Source organism: Micromonospora sp. SL4-19, from assembly GCF_047921475.1.
Taxonomy (GTDB): domain Bacteria; phylum Actinomycetota; class Actinomycetes; order Mycobacteriales; family Micromonosporaceae; genus Micromonospora.
This window is the reverse complement of the sequence record NZ_JBLROB010000001.1, coordinates 49,083-64,584: the sequence shown is the minus strand read 5'-3', so window position 1 is coordinate 64,584 and position 15,502 is coordinate 49,083. Positions and strand designations below refer to the sequence as shown.

Genomic DNA, 15,502 nt, shown 5'->3' with positions numbered 1-15,502 from the left:
CGACCCGCCCGAGATCGCCCGAGGACTTCGAGATGCCCGAGCCCGCAACGCGCCGGAAGACCGCCGCCGCCGCCCTCGTTCGTACCGCCGCTGTGGCCCTGCTCGCCGCCTTCGCGGCGGCCGGCCTGGGTGCCGCGCCCGCGCTGGCGAGCGACGGCGACGTCACCTGGACGGTTCGGACGGCCTCCAACAGCTACGGCGCCGACCGGTCCAGCTTCAGCTATGCCGTCAACCCCGGTGGACAGGTCAAGGACGCCATGATCGTCGCCAACCGCGGCAAGGCTCCGCTCAGCCTGACCGTCTACGCCGCCGACGGCTTCACGACCGGCACGGGCCAACTCGACCTGCTCACCACGGACAAGAAATCGGTCGGAATCGGCGTCTGGTTCCGCGGCGAGCTCGACCGTATCGCGATCCAGCCCGGGAAGACCGTCGAGGTCCCCTTCACGGTCACCATCCCGGACAACGCCACGCCCGGCGACTACGCCGGCGGCATCGTCACCTCCCTGACGCAGGCCAGCGAAGCGGAGGGCATCAACGTGGAACGGCGCCTCGGTATCCGGATCAAGCTGCGGGTCAGCGGCGAACTCACGCCGAACCTCGCGATCGAGGACCTCCACGTGGACTACGCCGGCTCGTTCAACCCGTTCGTCAAGGGCGACGCCACCGTCACCTACCGGATCCACAACACCGGCAACGCCATCCTGTCGGCCCGGCAGGCGGTGTCGATCTCAGGTCCCTTCGGCTGGCTGCCGGCCGACGCGGGCGGGACAGCCTCGCCGCCGGAGCTGCTTCCGGGCGAGAGCTGGAAGGTGACGGTGCCCGTCCACGGCGTGGCACCCGCGGTCAGGCTCGCGGCGACCGCAACCCTCACGCCCCTGCTCACCGACGCGTCGGGCTCCACCACCTCGCTCGACCCGGTCCAGGTCACGACGCACGGCTGGGCCGTCCCGTGGGCGCTGTCGCTGCTGGTCATCGTGCTGATCGCGGGCGTCGTCGGGGCGCTCCTTCTCACGCGCCGCCGCGGCGCACGGCGCAAGCTGCGGGAGGACACCCGCGTGCGGGAGGCCGTCGAGCAGGCGCTCCGCGAGCAGGAGACGCAGTCGGCGTAGCGACGACCGTCCGCGGAGCTGGCGGGTGGCCCGTCGCCACCCGCCCGGCGGCGCCGCGCCTCAGCGCCGGCGGACGGCGGTGGAGTCGAGCCGGAAGCCGATGGTCCGGTCGACGATCCGCTCGACCAGCTCCGACTTCCGCAGCCCGGTCACCCCGCGCAGCCCCGCCCGGGCGGCCAGCGCCCGCAGCTCCCGCGTCGTCCAGGACGCCAGGTACGCCGTACCGTCGTCGCGCCGCGACATGGCGGCGAGCGCGGCGTGCGCCCGCTCGACGTCCACCCCGGACGGCGGTGCGGCGGCGGGGCCGGACACCGCCGGGGCGTGATCGCCCGGGGCAGGCACGGCGGTGCTGGCCGGTGCCGGCGGCGGGGGAGCGGCCGCGGGCAGCACGGCCAGCCGGGCGCGCCCCTGCGCCAGGGCGGCCAGGTCGTCGGCGGAGAGACCCGCCAGGAACTCGGCCACCCGGGCCAGCACCGCCCGCGTCGGGTCGGTCATGCCTCTGCCCCCGCCGTGTCGCTGGTGACGGGGGCGGGGGATGCGGCCGCCGAGGCGGGCTGGAGGTGGGCCATGAACTCGGTGGTGATCTGCCGCAGCTCCTCGCGGACCGGCGGCGCGGTGACCCGGTCCCTCAGCACCACCGGCACCCCGCGCGGGGTGTTCGTGGCGAACAGGGTCGGGTTCTCCCGCAGCGCGGTCGGAAACACCGGCACGCCCAGCGCGCGGACCTGGTCCATGTAGCCCTGGTGCGCGGCGATCGGCCGTTGCGCCAGCAGCTGGATCATCGTGAACACCACGCCCGCGATGCCCGGGGCCACCTTGTGGTGGCGGCGGATCTTCGCGAACCGGCGGGAGTCCGCGTTGTACCGGTCGACCAGCTCCCGCACGTTGCCGTGCAGGTAGTCGATTCCCAGGGTGGACAGATAGTCGGCCTTCGCCGGGATGAGCAGGTGGTCGCTGGCGATGATCGCCGACTGGGTGACCACGTTGAAGTTCGGCGGGCAGTCGATGAGCACCAGGTCGTACGGGTCCAGGGCCGGGTCGTGCAACCCCTGGTCGAGCGAGCCGCGCACCCGGAACAACTCGGCGTCGTACTCGTCGCCGTCGGCCACGCGCCGGGCCAGGGCCAGGTCGATGTCGACGAGCTGGAGGTGGGACGCGATCAGGTCGAGCCGCCCCGCGCCCTTGAGCTGCGCGTTCGCCGGGCCGGGGGTGACCACCAGCTCGCCGAGGGTCACCTCCGGGGTGTCCCCGCGCAGCTCGTCGTACCAGCGCTTGACCGTTCGCTCGTCGCGCAGCCGGTCCCGCCAGTCGTCCGGCTCGTAGAAGCTGAAGGTCAGGCTGGCCTGCGGATCGAGGTCGATCAGCAGCACCTTCATCCCTCGGTTGGCCAGCTCGGCCCCGAGGTTGGCGGTCATCGTGGTCTTGCCGACCCCGCCCTTGTAGTTGATCACCGATACGACGTACACCGGCACCTCCCCGACCGGGAACGGTAACGGGCGGCGTCGGCCGGCGATAGACCAGCACCCAGCATCGCCGGTGTTACAGTGCCGGCTCGGCGGTGCTGCTCGGAGGGGGGCAATCAGCATGGCCACGTTCCGCGACACGCTGTCGCAACTGCTGAAGGCGCGGATCCCGGTGCTGCTCGTCGAGTCGTACGAAGAGCAGCGGGTGCTCGCTGAGGTCGCCGCGGTGGCGCAGGACGCCTTGCGGGTGCGTACGCCCCGTCGGCTCTGGACCTGGTCGGCCACCCGCGGGCTGGTCTCCCCGGACGGTGGCGCCCGGCAGGGCACCACCGGCGCCGAGGCGGCCCTGGATGCCGCGCAGCGGATCGACGAACCCGCGGTCATCGTCTTCGCCGACCTGCACCCCGCCCTCGGTGGAGGTGGCCGGCCGGCGGAAGCGGGGGTGGTACGCCGGCTGCGGGACCTCGCCGCCGCGTTCCGCTCGGGGCTCGTGCCGCGCACCCTCGTCCTGGTTTCCCCGGTGCCGCACCTGCCCGAGGAGTTGGCCAAGGACATCACCGTGGTGGATTTTCCGCTGCCCGCCGAGGCGGAGATCCGTGCGGTGCTCGACGCCATGATCACGGCGAACACGGACAGCGGCCGGATCCGGATCGAGGTTGATGAGCGCGGTCGGGAGCGGCTGGCCAAGGCGGCCCTCGGACTGACCCTGAACGAGGCGGAGAACGCCTTCGCCCGGGCCATGGTGGACGACGGAGTGCTCGACGCCGACGACGTCAGCGTGGTGCACGAGGAGAAGCGGCAGGCGGTCCGCCGCTCCGGGCTGCTGGAGTTCGTCGACGGCAGCGTGCCGCTCAGCGACGTCGGCGGGCTGGAGAACCTGAAGCGTTGGCTGGCAAAGCGGGACGGGTCGTGGCTGGCCGAGGCCGCCGCGTACGGGCTGCCGGCGCCCCGGGGCGTGCTCATCACCGGCGTGCCCGGCTGCGGCAAGTCGCTGACCGCGAAGGCAGTCGCCGCCGCCTGGGGGCTGCCGCTGCTACGGCTGGACATCGGCAAGGTCTTCGCCGGACTGGTGGGCTCCAGCGAGCAGAACATGCGCGCCGCGATCCGTACGTCGGAGGCCGTGTCCCCGTGCGTGCTCTGGCTCGACGAGATCGAGAAGGGCTTCGCCGGCGGTAGCGGGGACTCCGGCACCTCCGCGCGGGTATTCGCCTCCTTCCTCACCTGGCTGCAGGAGAAGACCCGGCCGGTGTTCGTCATCGCCACCGCCAACGACTTCGCCGGGCTGCCCCCGGAGCTGCTGCGCAAGGGCCGGTTCGACGAGATCTTCTTCGTGGACCTGCCGACCCGCGCGGAACGCGCCGCCATCTGGCAGTTGCACATCGCCCGCCGGCTGCGTCACCCGGCCGTGGCGGGCGACCTCACCCTCGACCACGCCCTCCTCACCGAGCTGTCCGAACTCAGCGAGGGCTACTCCGGCGCCGAGATCGAGCAGGCCGTCGTCGGCGGGCTCGTCGACGCGTACGCCGAGCGCCGCCCGCTGCGTCGCGACGACCTGCTGCGGGCGCTGGTGAACATGGTCCCGTTGAGCGTCACGCAGGCCGAGCGGTTGAACGCCGTCCGGGCCTGGGCGGAGAATCGCGCGGTGGCCGCGACCGCCGCGGAGGACTGGGACCTGGACAACCGGTCCGCCGGATCCGGCCGCGCGGCCGGACCGAACGGCGGCCGGCGCGTCGAATTCTGATTCGTTCCATGCCTGTGAGGGGAGCTCGGTGAGCATCTCGTTGTTACTGCTGCCGCTGGCGGTGGCCTCAGTGGCCGCCGTGCACGCCGCCACCGACCGCGACGACCAGGACCGGACCATCTGCCAGGTGCGGACCCGGATGCGCGACGAGACGCTGCTGGCCGCCGCGCTGCGGGACACCGGTGCGGTGGTCGGCGTCGAGGGGCAGGCGCTCGCCGCGGCCTGGGCCGGGGTACGCGCCGACTTCCAGCGCGACGCCGACGGGATCTGGACGGCGCACCTCACCGGCGACGTGGACGAGGAGCGCGCGATGGTCATCGTGCAGGCGGTCGACGTGGCGTACGGGCGCCAGGTGCAGCGGGCGGTGCTCGACCGGTTGCGTGCGCAGGCGCCGGCCGCCGGGCTGCGCCTGGAGTCCGAGCAGGTCACCGAGGACGCCTCGGTACGCCTGGTCTTCGCCGTCGAGGGGCGGACGGCGTGAGCGCCCGGCCTCGGGTCGAGGTGACCGTGCACCCGGACGGTTCGGTGACCGCGCAGACCCACGACGTCCTCGGCGAACGCTGCCTGGACTACGTGGCAGTGCTGGAAGACCTGCTCGCCGCGCGGGCGGTCGACAGCACGTACACCGCCGACCTCAGCCGCACCGAGGCGACCGTGCGACAGGAGGACCGCGATGTCGACCGGGCCTGACGGCGGCTGGCCGGCGTACCCGCCGGGCCCGCCGGCCGCGGCCTACGGCCCCGGCGCGCCGGCGACGCCGATCGCCGATACGAACCCGGCCGGCGACTGGCGGTGGCGGTTGCTGCACAGCTGGTGGCTGCTCCTGCCCGCCCTGGGTTGCGGCTGCCTCGGCGGCTTCGGCTTCATCTATGTCGGCCTGCGGGCGCGTCGACCGGCCTGGTGGATCTCCGGCATCGGCTACGCGCTGCTCGGCTGGGCCGCGTTCGTGGTCGTCGGAGCGGCCGATGAGCAGTCCGTGCTGAGCGACGTGGCGGCTGCGGCAACCCTGGCGATCTGGCTCGGGGGCGTCGTGCACGCGCTCCTGATCAACTCGGCCTGGCTGCGCTGGCAGGCCACCCATCGGTCCTGGTACCAGCAGCCGACCGGTTGGTCCGCCACCGGCTACCCGCCCGGGCCGCTCACCCCGCCGCCCGGCCCAGCCCCTGGCTCCGCGGCCTGGCCGTATGGCAGTCCCACGACGGGTGGCTTCCCGACGTCCTTCCCGCCCGGCACTCCGGTGACCGGCAGCCCTGCGCCGCCGACTCCGCCCGGTGCCGGTGGTTACGTGGCACCGGCCCCGCCCGGCAGCCCGGCGGCGGGCGCCTTCGCCGAGCCCGGTCCGGGCACCGCGGACGGGCACCCCTGGACAGAAGCGAGCTCGCCGGCCGGCCCGGGCGTGCCGGGCCAGGCCTCCTCGCCGGCTGGGCAGTGGGACATGCCGCGGACCGGGTCCGCGGTGGACGTGAACACCGCCGCTGCCGCGCAGCTCGCCGCGCTGCCGGGCTTCGACCCGGACCGGGTGCACCGGGTGCTCGCCGAACGAGAGAGCCGCCGGGGGTTCGGCAGCGTCGCCGAGTTCGTCGCCGCCGCCGACCTGGCCCCGCACGAGTACGCCCGGCTGCGGGACGTCCTGGTCTGCGTACCGCCGGCGGATCCCGCCACGCCCGGTCAGCCGCATGGACGCGTACTCGATTTCTGAGGCCGGCCCGGGACGGCAGCCAGCGGGCCGGGCCGACCTGGTGCGGGTGGCCCGGTTCCTGGCCGCCACCCGCGCCGAGGGGCCGGGAGAGCGCACCGCCGTCTGGGTGCAGGGCTGCGCAGTGCGCTGCCCCGGTTGCTTCAACCCCCAGATGTGGGCCTTCCGCGGCGGCACCGCGGTCGCCCCGGCGGACCTGGTCCGGCGGGTGCTTGACGCCGGCACCGACGGGCTCACCCTGCTCGGCGGCGAGCCGTTCGACCAGGCCGCCGCGTTGGCCGAGGTGGCTGCCGAGGTACGCCGGGCCGGCCGCTCGGTGATGACGTTCACCGGCTACACGCGGGCCGGACTCGACCGTGCGATCGAGGCTGGCCGCGACGACGTGGCGCGACTGCTGGCCGAGACGGACCTGCTGGTCGCCGGGCCGTTCCGGGCCGACCTGATCGACAACCTGCGGCCCTGGGTGGGCTCCACGAACCAGGAGTTCGTGCTGCTCAGCGACCGGTTCCCGGACCTGCTCGACGAGCTGCCCCGGACCCCGGACCGGCTGGAGATCGTGGTCGACCCCGCCGGCCGGGTCGAGGTCAACGGCTGGGCGGAACTCGACGCGCTGGACGACCTGCTCGCCGGGACGGACCTGCGGCCGGCCAGGGGCGGGCGCGGGTAGCCTGCGGCCCCTATCGCCCCTGGTGCTCCCGGTCCGGCTGGCCCGGGACCAGCCGCCAGTACTGCCGCTTCTTCTCGTCCCGGACCACCACCCCGAGCCCCGCCAGCTCGCCGCGCAACTCCCGGGCCTCGCCGTCCCGGCCACCGTCGACCGCGCGCTGCCGGGCCCGCAGCAGCGCGTCCGCCCCGCCCGGCAGCCCCGGCAGCCCCTCCACCCACCGCCGGTACGCCGCTCGGTGCGGATCCTGCTCGACCCACGGCCAGCCCTGCCCGGTGAACGCCTCGCGCAGCCTTCCGCCGCTCAGGTCCGACTTCTCCCGGGCCAGCTCGCCGCCGTCGGCGCCCAGCAGCACCAGTGCCTTCCCGTCGAGGAACACACCAGCGACGGCGGCCCGTGCCACGTCCCGGCCGCGCCCGTCGCGGTGCAGCCGTACCCCGGTCCGGCCCACCGTCACGGTCAACCGCTCGCGGGTGCCCACGAGCGCGACCACCAGGCCGACCAGCGCCGGCACCGCCGCCCCACCCGCGTACGCCTGCGCCTCGGGCAGCCGCGTCAGCAGCTCGAACCAGCCCTGGAAGGGCACCCAGGGCAGGCCGGCCAGCCAGCCGGACGCGGCGGTGAGCCCCGCGCCCAGCCCGGCCCCGAGCAGCGGGAATCCGGCCCACATCACCACCAGCTCGCCGATCCCGCCGCTGACCACCGTGGTGTCGCCGTACCCCCGCGTCGCCACGGTCAGGACACCTCCCGCCGCAACGTCCGGACCAGCCCGGCGGCCAGCGGGACGACCATCCAGACCAGCAGCGACACCCCCAGCCGGGCCCACTGCCCCGCGGTCACGTCGGGCCCGAACAGCGGTTCCATCGTCACCCCGGTGTCCAACCAGCGGGCCGGCCCGCGCAGCGCCGAGATCAACCCGCCGAGGATCGTCCAGAGGGTGGGCAGCAGCAGGTAGGTGACGATCGCCAGCGGCGTGTTGAGCAGCAGCAGCCCGAACGCCGCGCCCATCAGCGCGTTGGCGACCTGCAGGACGGCTGCGTGCAGCAGCATGGACGCCTCGAACGACCAGGCACCCGCACCGCCGGTGGCCCGCGCGAGCAGCGTGGCGACGGCGGCCACGGCCAGGCTGACCAGCACCGACGCCAGCGCGGCCAGCACCATCGCGGCGAGCTTCGCGGCCACCACCCGCGCCCGGCGCGGTACCAGGGCGAACGTGGTCAGCGCGGTGCGCTGCGACCATTCCGCGGTGATCGAGAGGATGCCGAGGACCGGCAGGAGCAGCCCGGTCGGGAGCAGCGACGGGGTGAAGAACGCGGTGAAGGTCTGCTCGGTGTCCTCGAGCGCGAAGAGCTGGACGGTGACGATGCCGGCCGCGATCAGGCCGATGGTGATCAGCAGCCAGCGTCCGGCCCGGGTGTCGGTGAGCTTGCGCAGCTCCACCTCGGTCAGCCGGGCCAGGGAGGGTCCGGCCATGCTGGGCCGGTGGGCGGTGCGGGTGGGTGCGGTGATGGTGGTCATTTGACGGCCTCTTTCGTCGACGCGCCGGCGGTGAGGGTGAGGAAGAGCTGTTCGAGACCGCCGCTGCCGGCCGGGCGCAGCTCGGTGAGGACCACGCCCGCGTCCGCGGCGGCCTGCCCCACCGCCTCGGGTTCGGCCCGGACCAGATAGCCGCCGTCGGTGCCGGCGGCGGCGGCGGCCAGGCCGGCCCGGTCCAGGGTCAGCCGCAGGACGTGCTGGTCCCGGGCGCGGACCAGGGTGCCCGCACCGGCCAGCAGTTCGTCCTTGCCGCCCTGCGCGACGATCCGGCCGCCGCCGATCACGACGAGGCGGTCGGCAACCGCCTCCACCTCGCGCAGCAGGTGCGAGGAGAGCAGCACCGTGCCGCCCCGGTCGGCGAAGTCGCGCAGCAGGCCGCGCATCCAGAAGATGCCTTCCGGGTCGAGGCCGTTGGCCGGCTCGTCGAGGATCAGCACCCGGGGGTCGCCCAGCAACGCCAGCGCCAGGCCGAGCCGCTGCCGCATCCCGAGGGAGTACGCCCCGACCCGCCGCTTCGCCGCGGTCGCGTTCAGCCCGACCAGGTCGAGCTTCGCGGCGACCTGCCGCCCGTCCACGCCCATTGTCCGGGCGGCCAGGGTCAGCGTCTCCCGGCCGGTCCGCCCGCCGTGCTGCGCGGACGCGTCGAGCAGGACGCCGATCTCCCGGCCCGGGTTCGGCAGCTGCCGGTAGGGCAGTCCGGCGACCGTGGCGCCGCCCGAGGTGGGTGGGGTCATCCCGCAGATCATTCGCATGGTGGTGGACTTGCCGGCACCGTTCGGGCCGAGGAAACCGGTGACCGTGCCCGGCTCACAGTGGAACGAGACATCCTCGACGGCGACGTGCGGGCCGTACCGCTTGGTGAGGTGGTCGACTTCGATCATGTCCTCGAGCCTGCCGGCGCCACCCGGCCGGGCGCTGCGGCCGGCGGTCGGGAATCGCCCCTACCTCGGTCTACGCAAAGGCGTCGACTTTGGTAGGTGGTGGCGCGCGATGCGCGGTTCCTAGCATGGACGGGTGAGCAGCGCCGTCGTACCCGAGCACCCCTGGCTGCTGCCGGGCTCCCTGGTCCCCGCCGCCCGGGCGATCCGCCGGACGACCCGGGACTGGATCGTCGACAGCGTGGCGTTTCTGTTCTCCCTGCTCTGGGTGCTGCTCGCCGTCGGCGACTCGGTGAGTCCGGATCCGCAGCTCGCGCTGAACCGCGGACCGTCCTGGCTCATCGGGGTCGACCTCGTCGTCGGGATCCTGGTCAGCGCCGCCGTGTGGCTGCGCCGCCGCTGGCCGGTCGGGCTGGCTGTCGCCACCGTGCCCGTCACGCTGTTCTCGGCCACCTCGGGGATCGCCCTGCTGATCATCGTGTTCACGGTCGTGGTGCACCGGCCGCTGCCGGTGGCCGCGGCGGTGGTCGGCTGGCAGGTCCTCGCCACCCCGATCTACGTCGCGATCCGTCCCGACCCGGTGCTGCCGTTCTGGGCGGCCGTCGTGTGGACGGTGATGTTCATCGGCGGGGTGGTCGCGTGGGCGTTGTTCGTCCGGGCCCGCCGCCAACTCGTGCTGTCCCTGCGCGAGCGGGCGGACCGGGCCGAGGCCGAGCAGCAGCTCCGCGTCGACCAGGCCCGGCAGCTCGAACGCACCCGGATCGCCCGGGAGATGCATGACGTGCTCGCGCACCGGATCTCGCTGCTCAGCCTGCACGCCGGCGCCCTGGAGTTCCGCCCGGACGCCCCCGCCGAGGAGGTCGCGAAGGCGGCCGGCGTGATCCGGGCCAGCGCCCACGCCGCGTTGCAGGACCTGCGCGAGGTGATCGGCGTGCTGCGCGCCGAGGGCGGCGCGGCGGAGACCGCCACCCCGGAACGACCGCAGCCGGCGCTCAGCGACCTGCCCACCCTGGTTGCCGAGTCCCGGGCCGCCGGCGTCCGGGTCAGCGTGGTGGACGAGGTCGCCGACGCGGCGGCCGTGCCGGTCGCGGTCGGGCGCAGCGCGTACCGGATCGTGCAGGAGGGGCTCACCAATGCCCGCAAGCACGCGCCCGGAGCGGTGGTGACGGTCCGCCTGGCCGGCGGCCCCGGGGACGGTCTCGCCGTGGGGATCCACAACCCATGGCCGGTGGGCACCCCGGGCTCCCCCATCCCCGGCACCGGGACCGGGCTGGTGGGCGTCGCCGAGCGGGTCAGCCTCGCCGGCGGCCGGCTGGAACACGGGCGGGACGCCCACGGCGACTTCCAGTTGACCGCGTGGCTGCCCTGGCCGGCGGCGTGAGCGCGCAGGAGCCGGTGCCGGTCCGGGTGCTGATCGTCGACGACGACGCGCTGGTCCGGGCCGGCCTGTCGATGATCCTCGGCGGGGTGCCGGACGTCCGGGTCGTCGGGGAGGCGGCCGACGGTGCCGAGGTGCCGGCCGCCGTCGAGGCGTACGCGCCGGACGTGGTGCTGATGGACATCCGGATGCCCCGGGTGGACGGGCTGACCGCCACGGAGTCCCTGCGGGCGTTGCCGCGGCCGCCCGAGGTGCTGGTGCTGACCACGTTCGACGCCGACGACCAGGTGCTGCGGGCCCTACGCGCCGGCGCGGCCGGCTTCCTGCTCAAGGACACGCCCCCCGCCGAGATCGTCCAGGCGATCCGCCGGGTCGCGGCGGGGGAGGCGACCCTGTCTCCGGCGGTGACCCGCAAGCTCATCACGCACGTGACCGCCCCCGCCCCGGCCGGGGTCGGACGGGACCCCCGCCGGGAGCGGGCGCTGCGGCTGCTGGACGGGCTCAGCGAGCGGGAGCGGGAGGTCGCGGTCGCGCTCGGGCACGGCCGGACCAACGCCGAGATCGCGGCGGAGCTGTTCATGAGCGTGGCGACCGTGAAGGCGTACGTGTCGCGCCTGCTGACCAAGCTCGACCTGAACAACCGGGTGCAGGTGGCGCTGCTCGTCCACGACGCCGGCCTGGTCTGACCGCCGTTCCAGGGAGCCCACCACCCTGCGTCGGGTCGCCGTCGGCTCAGCCGTTGCCGGGCTCAGATCCCGCAGTTCGAGGCGGACCAGACGGTCGTGTTCGAAGCGGCGTCGGCATTGTTCTCCCGGCGCGAGTCCACGTGGACGTGATTGCTGTGGCCCGGGTAGCCGGGACCGAAGATCCCGCTGAAGCCGTGGCTGCGGGCCGACCGGGCCACCTGGCACAGCGACGAGGTACGCGAGGTCACGTCGGCCGCGTCGCCGTAGAGGTGCTGGCTCTCCGACGCGCCGCCGATCTGCCGGTTGCAGGCGAGGGCGCGGAAGCCGCTGTTCACGTAGAGGGGCTTGTCGCCGAGGCTGCGGCGCAGCGCCTCCAGCTTCCACATGGTGCGCAACGCGTTCTGCCGGGTCGCGGTCGGCGAGAGCGGGCCCCCGCTCCACCCGCCCTTGCCGCAGCCGTTGTCCAGCTCCGCATAGCTGAAGTGCTTCGGGGTGCAGTCGCTGTCCTGCAGGTCGTAGATCTTGGCGAATGTCTGCGGGCCGGCGATGCCGTCGGCGCGCAGTCCGTACGCGGATTGGAAGCGCCGGACCGCGGCGGCCGTCTCGGGACCGTACCTGCCGTCGATCTTGACGATGTCCCGGTACGCGGCCCAACCGGCCACCCGGATCTGCAGCTGACGGACGTCCTCACCGGAGCGCCCCTGCGACAGGGTCCGGTTCCAGGTGTAACAGCCGTCGGCGTGGGCCGGCGGCGCGGCGACGACCGTGGCGATCGCGGCCCCGGGCAGGGCCAGCGCGAACGCGACGGCCACCCGCTTGAGCGTGTTGACGCGCACAGAAATCCTCCCGACAGGAGAGTGATTGGGGTGTGATCAGGACATCGCCCCGGGACGTCCTGTCCCGTTCACCCTTGCACTGCCTCGTCCCATCAGCGGCGGTTTACGCGAATCCCTCTCATAATGCCTGGTAAAAGGCGCTAGATGCTTTTTGCGCGAACTGCGAACTCTCGGTTCCGGTTGGACGGCGGCCCCGTTCGACCAAAGGCGGAAAGAGATGACGGAAACGACACTCGGTGACACCGAGGGTGATATTGCCGGGCACCCGGCAGCCGGTAACGTCTGCGCCGGGACCGGGACGGCTTCCCAGGCGACCTTCGTGGCGGGGGGTGGGCGTTGGCACGTGGTGGCGTGTTCTGCGTCGAAGGGCAGTGGCACCGGGACCTCAACGAACGCGGCTCCGTCCTGCCCACCCTCGAACTGCTCGAACGGCTGGGCAAGATCCGCTTCATCCACAAGGACGCCGCCACCCGCGACGAGCTCTTCTATTTCATCGACCGTTGGCTGCTCAAGCAGTACGCCGACTACCGGGTCGGCTTCTTCGCCATGCACGGTGAACCGAGCCGGCTCTGCCTCACCGACTGGGACTCGGTCGAGCTGGCCGACGTGGCCGAACGGATGGCCGGACGCTGCGACGGGCGCCGCCTCTATTTCGGCAGCTGCTCGGTGCTGCGCGCCTCCGACGCCGCGTTGCGGGACTTCCTCGACGTGACCGGGGCGGCTCTGGTCTGCGGCTTCACCCGCGACGTCGACTGGGTCGAGTCGGCCGCGTTCGAGACCGTGCTGCTCGACGTGCTGGCCAACGGGCAGCGGCACAACGCCGCCGAGCTGCGGATGGGCTCGGCGCACTGGGCACCGCTCGCCGCGTACCTCGGCTTCCGGGTGATCTACGCCAACGGCCGCGCCTGGCGGCCCGCTGTCCGCCCGAGGGTCCCGGCGCAGCCCTCCCGCCGGGCGGCCGGACGCCCGGGCTGACCTCGACGGCCGTCCCGGGCTGACCCGCGCACGGTCACAGCGACTCGCTCTCCTCCTGCTCTTTGCGAGACCACACCATCCGCTCGACAACCCGGTGGGCGTCGCTGTTCGACCAGGCGACCTCGAGCTCGCGGCTCTCCGCCGTGACGGACACGCTGACCTCCATCTGCTGACCGTTGACGAGGGCGACCGTGAACCGGGAATCGGCGAAGCGACGGACGTAGCGACCGGTCACCTCGTCGAAGATCGGGCCCGTGGCCTCGGTGGTCTTCGGAAGCACGACCGTCTGGCTGGAGATGCTCACGACGTCCTGGTAGTGGAAGGTGGCGGTCGACTCGGTGAGAAGCTGACGTGTGGCGAGCGCCAGGTCACACTTGAACACTGACACCCGGTGGGCAGACAGGTACAGCACCAGCACCTGGTAGTGGTCGGAGCGCAGTTTGCCGTCCCGGCCGACCCGACTCTTGCTGATCGTGGTCCGGCGACGGATCACCCGCACGCCCGTGCCCCCGCCCTGTGACACGATCTGCTCGATCATCTCGTCCTTCTCGAGCCGGGAGATGCCAACCGCCGCCTGCGGCTCGACCAGCAAATCCCCGGACCCGGCACTCAGGGCTGAGTTGAGCCGCAATCGTCGCGCGCCGCGCGCCACGATCCGCTCCACGTCCTCCCTGAGCCAGCGGTCCATCTGTTCGTCGGACGGACTGCCCTCCGCCGCACTCCGGGCTTCCTCGTAGCGGCGGCGAGCGCGCCTGTCCTGCTGGTTGTCGCGCCAGACCCCGATGCCGATCATGCCGAGGATCAGGCCGGCCGCAGGCAGGAGAAGAAGAAGGGCCAGCACGACGTACCACCGCGTCTCGACATAGAAGCCGCCGCAGGGCAGCACGATCAGGACGATGGCGGAACACATCATGGTGCCGGCGAGGAGACCGCGATCGGGTGGTGGTACCGGCGGTATGGCGACGAAGTACTTCGGAACACCCACTCGTCTCTCACGGGTGGCGACGGGACCGGGGGGTTCCGGCACGAAGGCCGGCAGGATGATGCCCAGTAACTGGCAGTGGGCGCGTAGCTCTCGCCAGGTCGGTCCGGGAACCGCGACCACGTGCTGCTCGATGAGGTGCAGTTCAGCCATGGTGAGTGGATCCGGCGAAGCCTTGGAGGCGAGCTTGGCCAGGTCCGCGGGAACGCTGATTCCGACCGAACGGTAGTAATCGTCACGGATGAGCCCTGCCAGCACCTTGGCAAGAGCGGTTGCGGACGCCACGAGATGGTGAGTCAGTTTTGCAGCCTGTCGCGGGGTGCGATACGACGGAGGGTGCCGTGCCAAAGTGGCGATCACGACGAGGACGTTCGCCTCTGCGCGCAGCGTTCGTTCGTGTTCCGGCCCTTGGGCGAGGAACTTCTCGAAGCACCGAGCCGCCTCGCGGTAGGCACGTTCTGCCAGCAACTGGCGCCCGGCCGTCAGCCAGTCCCGGCTGTCTCCGATATTGAAGATCTGGTCGGCGTTTTGGACGTTCCCGCTCTGGAAGAAGGTCTGGTCCGTCATGGCGCCGCCCGAGGTCAGCTTCCCGCGCTGCTGTGGATCAGGCCGATGATTTTGCTGATCGCTTCCAGCAGGGGAGCCGCGCCGATGGCCGTACCGAGAATGCGTCGAGTGCGTTCCAGTCCGGATATCGCGGCGACGCCACCGCCTGCGGCGAGTTCTCGCCTGGTGGAGACCAGTTCCTCCGCGACGGCCCGAGCGATCTTCTCGTCGAGCCCCCCGCTCAAGCCTGCCGCTCGCACCCTTTCGTGGAGTTCACCTAGCGCGCGCAGCGCCTCCTGCCCAGAATCGCTGACGGCGGCAGAGAGACTTCCGTGGTTGATGATGACATCGCTGTTCTGGATGTTCCCGTATTGGTTTCCCTTGACCTCCATCGTGGATCTTCCCTTCCACGGAATTGGTGGGGGAATAAAGATAGGCCAACCTCGGATACGAACTGACTTCATGTCGACTATTTGACACGGCAGGTTCTCCTCGTACCGCATTCTGTGCCGCCGCGGGGCCCTGGTAGAAACGACGCATGGCACGCACGATCGCGACCAACACCCGGGTCGACCGCGACGCTCTGATCGAGTTCCTCCGCCCCCGGCACAAGGTCGTGCTGATGACCACCCGATCCGACGGCCGGCCGCAGTCCTCGCCGGTCTCCTGCGGAGTCGACGCCCAGGGCCGGCTGGTGATCTCCACCTACCCCGAGCGGGCCAAGGTGGCCAACATCCGCCGTGACCCCCGGGTCTCCGCCTGCGTGCTCTCCGACGAGTGGAACGGGCCCTGGGTGCAGGTGGACGGCACCGCCGAGGTGCTCGATCTGCCCGAGGCGCTGGAGCCGCTGGTGGACTACTTCCGCAGCATCTCCGGCGAGCACCCGGACTGGGACGAGTACCGCCAGGCCATGGTGAAGCAGGGCAAGTCCCTGATCCGGATCACCATCGACGCCTGGGGACCGGTCGCCACCGGCGGCTTCCCCGCCCGGCTGGCCGACTGACCCGGC

18 protein-coding genes are annotated in these 15,502 nt (G+C 72.5%); 10 read left to right on the top strand and 8 right to left on the bottom strand.

Annotated elements, in window-relative coordinates:
• Nucleotides 1-32: 32 nt before the first annotated feature.
• Complete coding sequence (locus ACNAVT_RS00310; protein ID WP_416291646.1) at nt 33-1,112, top strand: WxL protein peptidoglycan domain-containing protein; 1,080 nt, start codon at nt 33-35, stop codon at nt 1,110-1,112.
• A 60-nt stretch (nt 1,113-1,172) separates the two neighbouring features.
• On the opposite strand, the gene ACNAVT_RS00305 is transcribed toward ACNAVT_RS00310, so the two are convergent.
• Together ACNAVT_RS00305 and ACNAVT_RS00300 are read right to left on the bottom strand one after the other, a co-directional pair.
• On the bottom strand, nt 1,173-1,607 hold the full coding sequence (locus ACNAVT_RS00305; RefSeq protein WP_416291645.1) for a Rho termination factor N-terminal domain-containing protein: 435 nt from the start codon (nt 1,605-1,607) through the stop codon (nt 1,173-1,175).
• Nucleotides 1,604-2,578, bottom strand: a complete 975-nt coding sequence (locus ACNAVT_RS00300; RefSeq protein ID WP_416291644.1) for a ParA family protein — start codon at nt 2,576-2,578, stop codon at nt 1,604-1,606. Before ACNAVT_RS00300 ends, ACNAVT_RS00305 begins: the two co-directional genes overlap by 4 nt.
• Before the next feature lie 118 nt (nt 2,579-2,696).
• Between ACNAVT_RS00300 and ACNAVT_RS00295 the strand changes: the two genes are divergently transcribed.
• The 5 genes from ACNAVT_RS00295 to ACNAVT_RS00275 are packed head-to-tail and all read left to right on the top strand — an operon-like array spanning nt 2,697 to nt 6,679.
• Nucleotides 2,697-4,316: an AAA family ATPase gene (locus ACNAVT_RS00295; RefSeq protein WP_416291643.1), complete on the top strand. Its 1,620-nt coding sequence runs from the start codon at nt 2,697-2,699 to the stop codon at nt 4,314-4,316.
• Between the two features lie 28 nt (nt 4,317-4,344).
• The gene (locus ACNAVT_RS00290; RefSeq protein WP_416291642.1) at nt 4,345-4,797 is read left to right on the top strand and encodes a hypothetical protein; all 453 of its coding nucleotides are present in this window, start codon (nt 4,345-4,347) and stop codon (nt 4,795-4,797) included.
• Entirely contained in the window at nt 4,794-5,006 is a 213-nt protein-coding gene (locus ACNAVT_RS00285; protein WP_416291641.1) for a DUF2997 domain-containing protein, read from the top strand. The genes ACNAVT_RS00290 and ACNAVT_RS00285 overlap by 4 nt, the downstream gene beginning before the upstream one ends.
• On the top strand, nt 4,990-6,015 hold the full coding sequence (locus ACNAVT_RS00280) for a type II secretion system protein GspK (RefSeq protein WP_416291640.1): 1,026 nt from the start codon (nt 4,990-4,992) through the stop codon (nt 6,013-6,015). The genes ACNAVT_RS00285 and ACNAVT_RS00280 overlap by 17 nt, the downstream gene beginning before the upstream one ends.
• Nucleotides 5,993-6,679, top strand: a complete 687-nt coding sequence (locus tag ACNAVT_RS00275; RefSeq protein ID WP_416291639.1) for a 4Fe-4S single cluster domain-containing protein — start codon at nt 5,993-5,995, stop codon at nt 6,677-6,679. The genes ACNAVT_RS00280 and ACNAVT_RS00275 overlap by 23 nt, the downstream gene beginning before the upstream one ends.
• A gap of 10 nt (nt 6,680-6,689) precedes the next feature.
• On the opposite strand, the gene ACNAVT_RS00270 is transcribed toward ACNAVT_RS00275, so the two are convergent.
• From ACNAVT_RS00270 to ACNAVT_RS00260, 3 genes are read right to left on the bottom strand one after another with little or no spacing between them, the layout of a single operon-like run.
• The gene (locus ACNAVT_RS00270) at nt 6,690-7,409 is read right to left on the bottom strand and encodes a hypothetical protein (RefSeq protein WP_416291638.1); all 720 of its coding nucleotides are present in this window, start codon (nt 7,407-7,409) and stop codon (nt 6,690-6,692) included.
• A 2-nt stretch (nt 7,410-7,411) separates the two neighbouring features.
• On the bottom strand, nt 7,412-8,194 hold the full coding sequence (locus tag ACNAVT_RS00265) for an ABC transporter permease (protein ID WP_416291637.1): 783 nt from the start codon (nt 8,192-8,194) through the stop codon (nt 7,412-7,414).
• Nucleotides 8,191-9,093: an ABC transporter ATP-binding protein gene (locus ACNAVT_RS00260; protein WP_416291636.1), complete on the bottom strand. Its 903-nt coding sequence runs from the start codon at nt 9,091-9,093 to the stop codon at nt 8,191-8,193. Before ACNAVT_RS00260 ends, ACNAVT_RS00265 begins: the two co-directional genes overlap by 4 nt.
• 133 nt (nt 9,094-9,226) lie before the next feature.
• On the opposite strand from ACNAVT_RS00260, the gene ACNAVT_RS00255 reads away from it, so the two are divergent.
• Entirely contained in the window at nt 9,227-10,471 is a 1,245-nt protein-coding gene (locus ACNAVT_RS00255; RefSeq protein WP_416291635.1) for a sensor histidine kinase, read from the top strand.
• The gene (locus ACNAVT_RS00250) at nt 10,447-11,154 is read left to right on the top strand and encodes a response regulator (RefSeq protein WP_416291634.1); all 708 of its coding nucleotides are present in this window, start codon (nt 10,447-10,449) and stop codon (nt 11,152-11,154) included. Before ACNAVT_RS00255 ends, ACNAVT_RS00250 begins: the two co-directional genes overlap by 25 nt.
• A 62-nt stretch (nt 11,155-11,216) precedes the next feature.
• Here ACNAVT_RS00250 and ACNAVT_RS00245 read toward each other — a convergent pair whose 3' ends face one another.
• The gene (locus ACNAVT_RS00245) at nt 11,217-11,990 is read right to left on the bottom strand and encodes a D-Ala-D-Ala carboxypeptidase family metallohydrolase (RefSeq protein WP_416291633.1); all 774 of its coding nucleotides are present in this window, start codon (nt 11,988-11,990) and stop codon (nt 11,217-11,219) included.
• Nucleotides 11,991-12,326: 336 nt separating this feature from the next.
• Between ACNAVT_RS00245 and ACNAVT_RS00240 the strand changes: the two genes are divergently transcribed.
• Nucleotides 12,327-12,965, top strand: a complete 639-nt coding sequence (locus ACNAVT_RS00240) for a DUF6642 family protein (RefSeq protein ID WP_416291632.1) — start codon at nt 12,327-12,329, stop codon at nt 12,963-12,965.
• 34 nt (nt 12,966-12,999) lie between these two features.
• Here the strand turns inward: ACNAVT_RS00240 and ACNAVT_RS00235 are convergent, their stop codons facing one another.
• Together ACNAVT_RS00235 and ACNAVT_RS00230 are read right to left on the bottom strand one after the other, a co-directional pair.
• Complete coding sequence (locus tag ACNAVT_RS00235) at nt 13,000-14,514, bottom strand: hypothetical protein (RefSeq protein WP_416291631.1); 1,515 nt, start codon at nt 14,512-14,514, stop codon at nt 13,000-13,002.
• 14 nt (nt 14,515-14,528) lie between these two features.
• Nucleotides 14,529-14,885: a hypothetical protein gene (locus ACNAVT_RS00230; protein ID WP_416291630.1), complete on the bottom strand. Its 357-nt coding sequence runs from the start codon at nt 14,883-14,885 to the stop codon at nt 14,529-14,531.
• A gap of 146 nt (nt 14,886-15,031) precedes the next feature.
• Here ACNAVT_RS00230 and ACNAVT_RS00225 point away from each other — a divergent pair, with 146 nt between their 5' ends.
• Complete coding sequence (locus ACNAVT_RS00225; RefSeq protein ID WP_416291629.1) at nt 15,032-15,496, top strand: PPOX class F420-dependent oxidoreductase; 465 nt, start codon at nt 15,032-15,034, stop codon at nt 15,494-15,496.
• Nucleotides 15,497-15,502: the final 6 nt, after the last annotated feature.

Bases quoted from the DNA above. Each gene is read 5' to 3' on its own strand.
- ACNAVT_RS00310 (WP_416291646.1), top strand. From the start codon at position 33: ATGCCCGAGCCCGCAACGCGCCGGAAGACCGCCGCCGCCGCCCTCGTT.
- ACNAVT_RS00305 (WP_416291645.1), bottom strand. From the start codon at position 1,607: ATGACCGACCCGACGCGGGCGGTGCTGGCCCGGGTGGCCGAGTTCCTG.
- ACNAVT_RS00295 (WP_416291643.1), top strand. From the start codon at position 2,697: ATGGCCACGTTCCGCGACACGCTGTCGCAACTGCTGAAGGCGCGGATC.
- ACNAVT_RS00280 (WP_416291640.1), top strand. From the start codon at position 4,990: ATGTCGACCGGGCCTGACGGCGGCTGGCCGGCGTACCCGCCGGGCCCG.
- ACNAVT_RS00275 (WP_416291639.1), top strand. From the start codon at position 5,993: ATGGACGCGTACTCGATTTCTGAGGCCGGCCCGGGACGGCAGCCAGCG.
- ACNAVT_RS00265 (WP_416291637.1), bottom strand. From the start codon at position 8,194: ATGACCACCATCACCGCACCCACCCGCACCGCCCACCGGCCCAGCATG.
- ACNAVT_RS00260 (WP_416291636.1), bottom strand. From the start codon at position 9,093: ATGATCGAAGTCGACCACCTCACCAAGCGGTACGGCCCGCACGTCGCC.
- ACNAVT_RS00235 (WP_416291631.1), bottom strand. From the start codon at position 14,514: ATGACGGACCAGACCTTCTTCCAGAGCGGGAACGTCCAAAACGCCGAC.
- ACNAVT_RS00230 (WP_416291630.1), bottom strand. From the start codon at position 14,885: ATGGAGGTCAAGGGAAACCAATACGGGAACATCCAGAACAGCGATGTC.
- ACNAVT_RS00225 (WP_416291629.1), top strand. From the start codon at position 15,032: ATGGCACGCACGATCGCGACCAACACCCGGGTCGACCGCGACGCTCTG.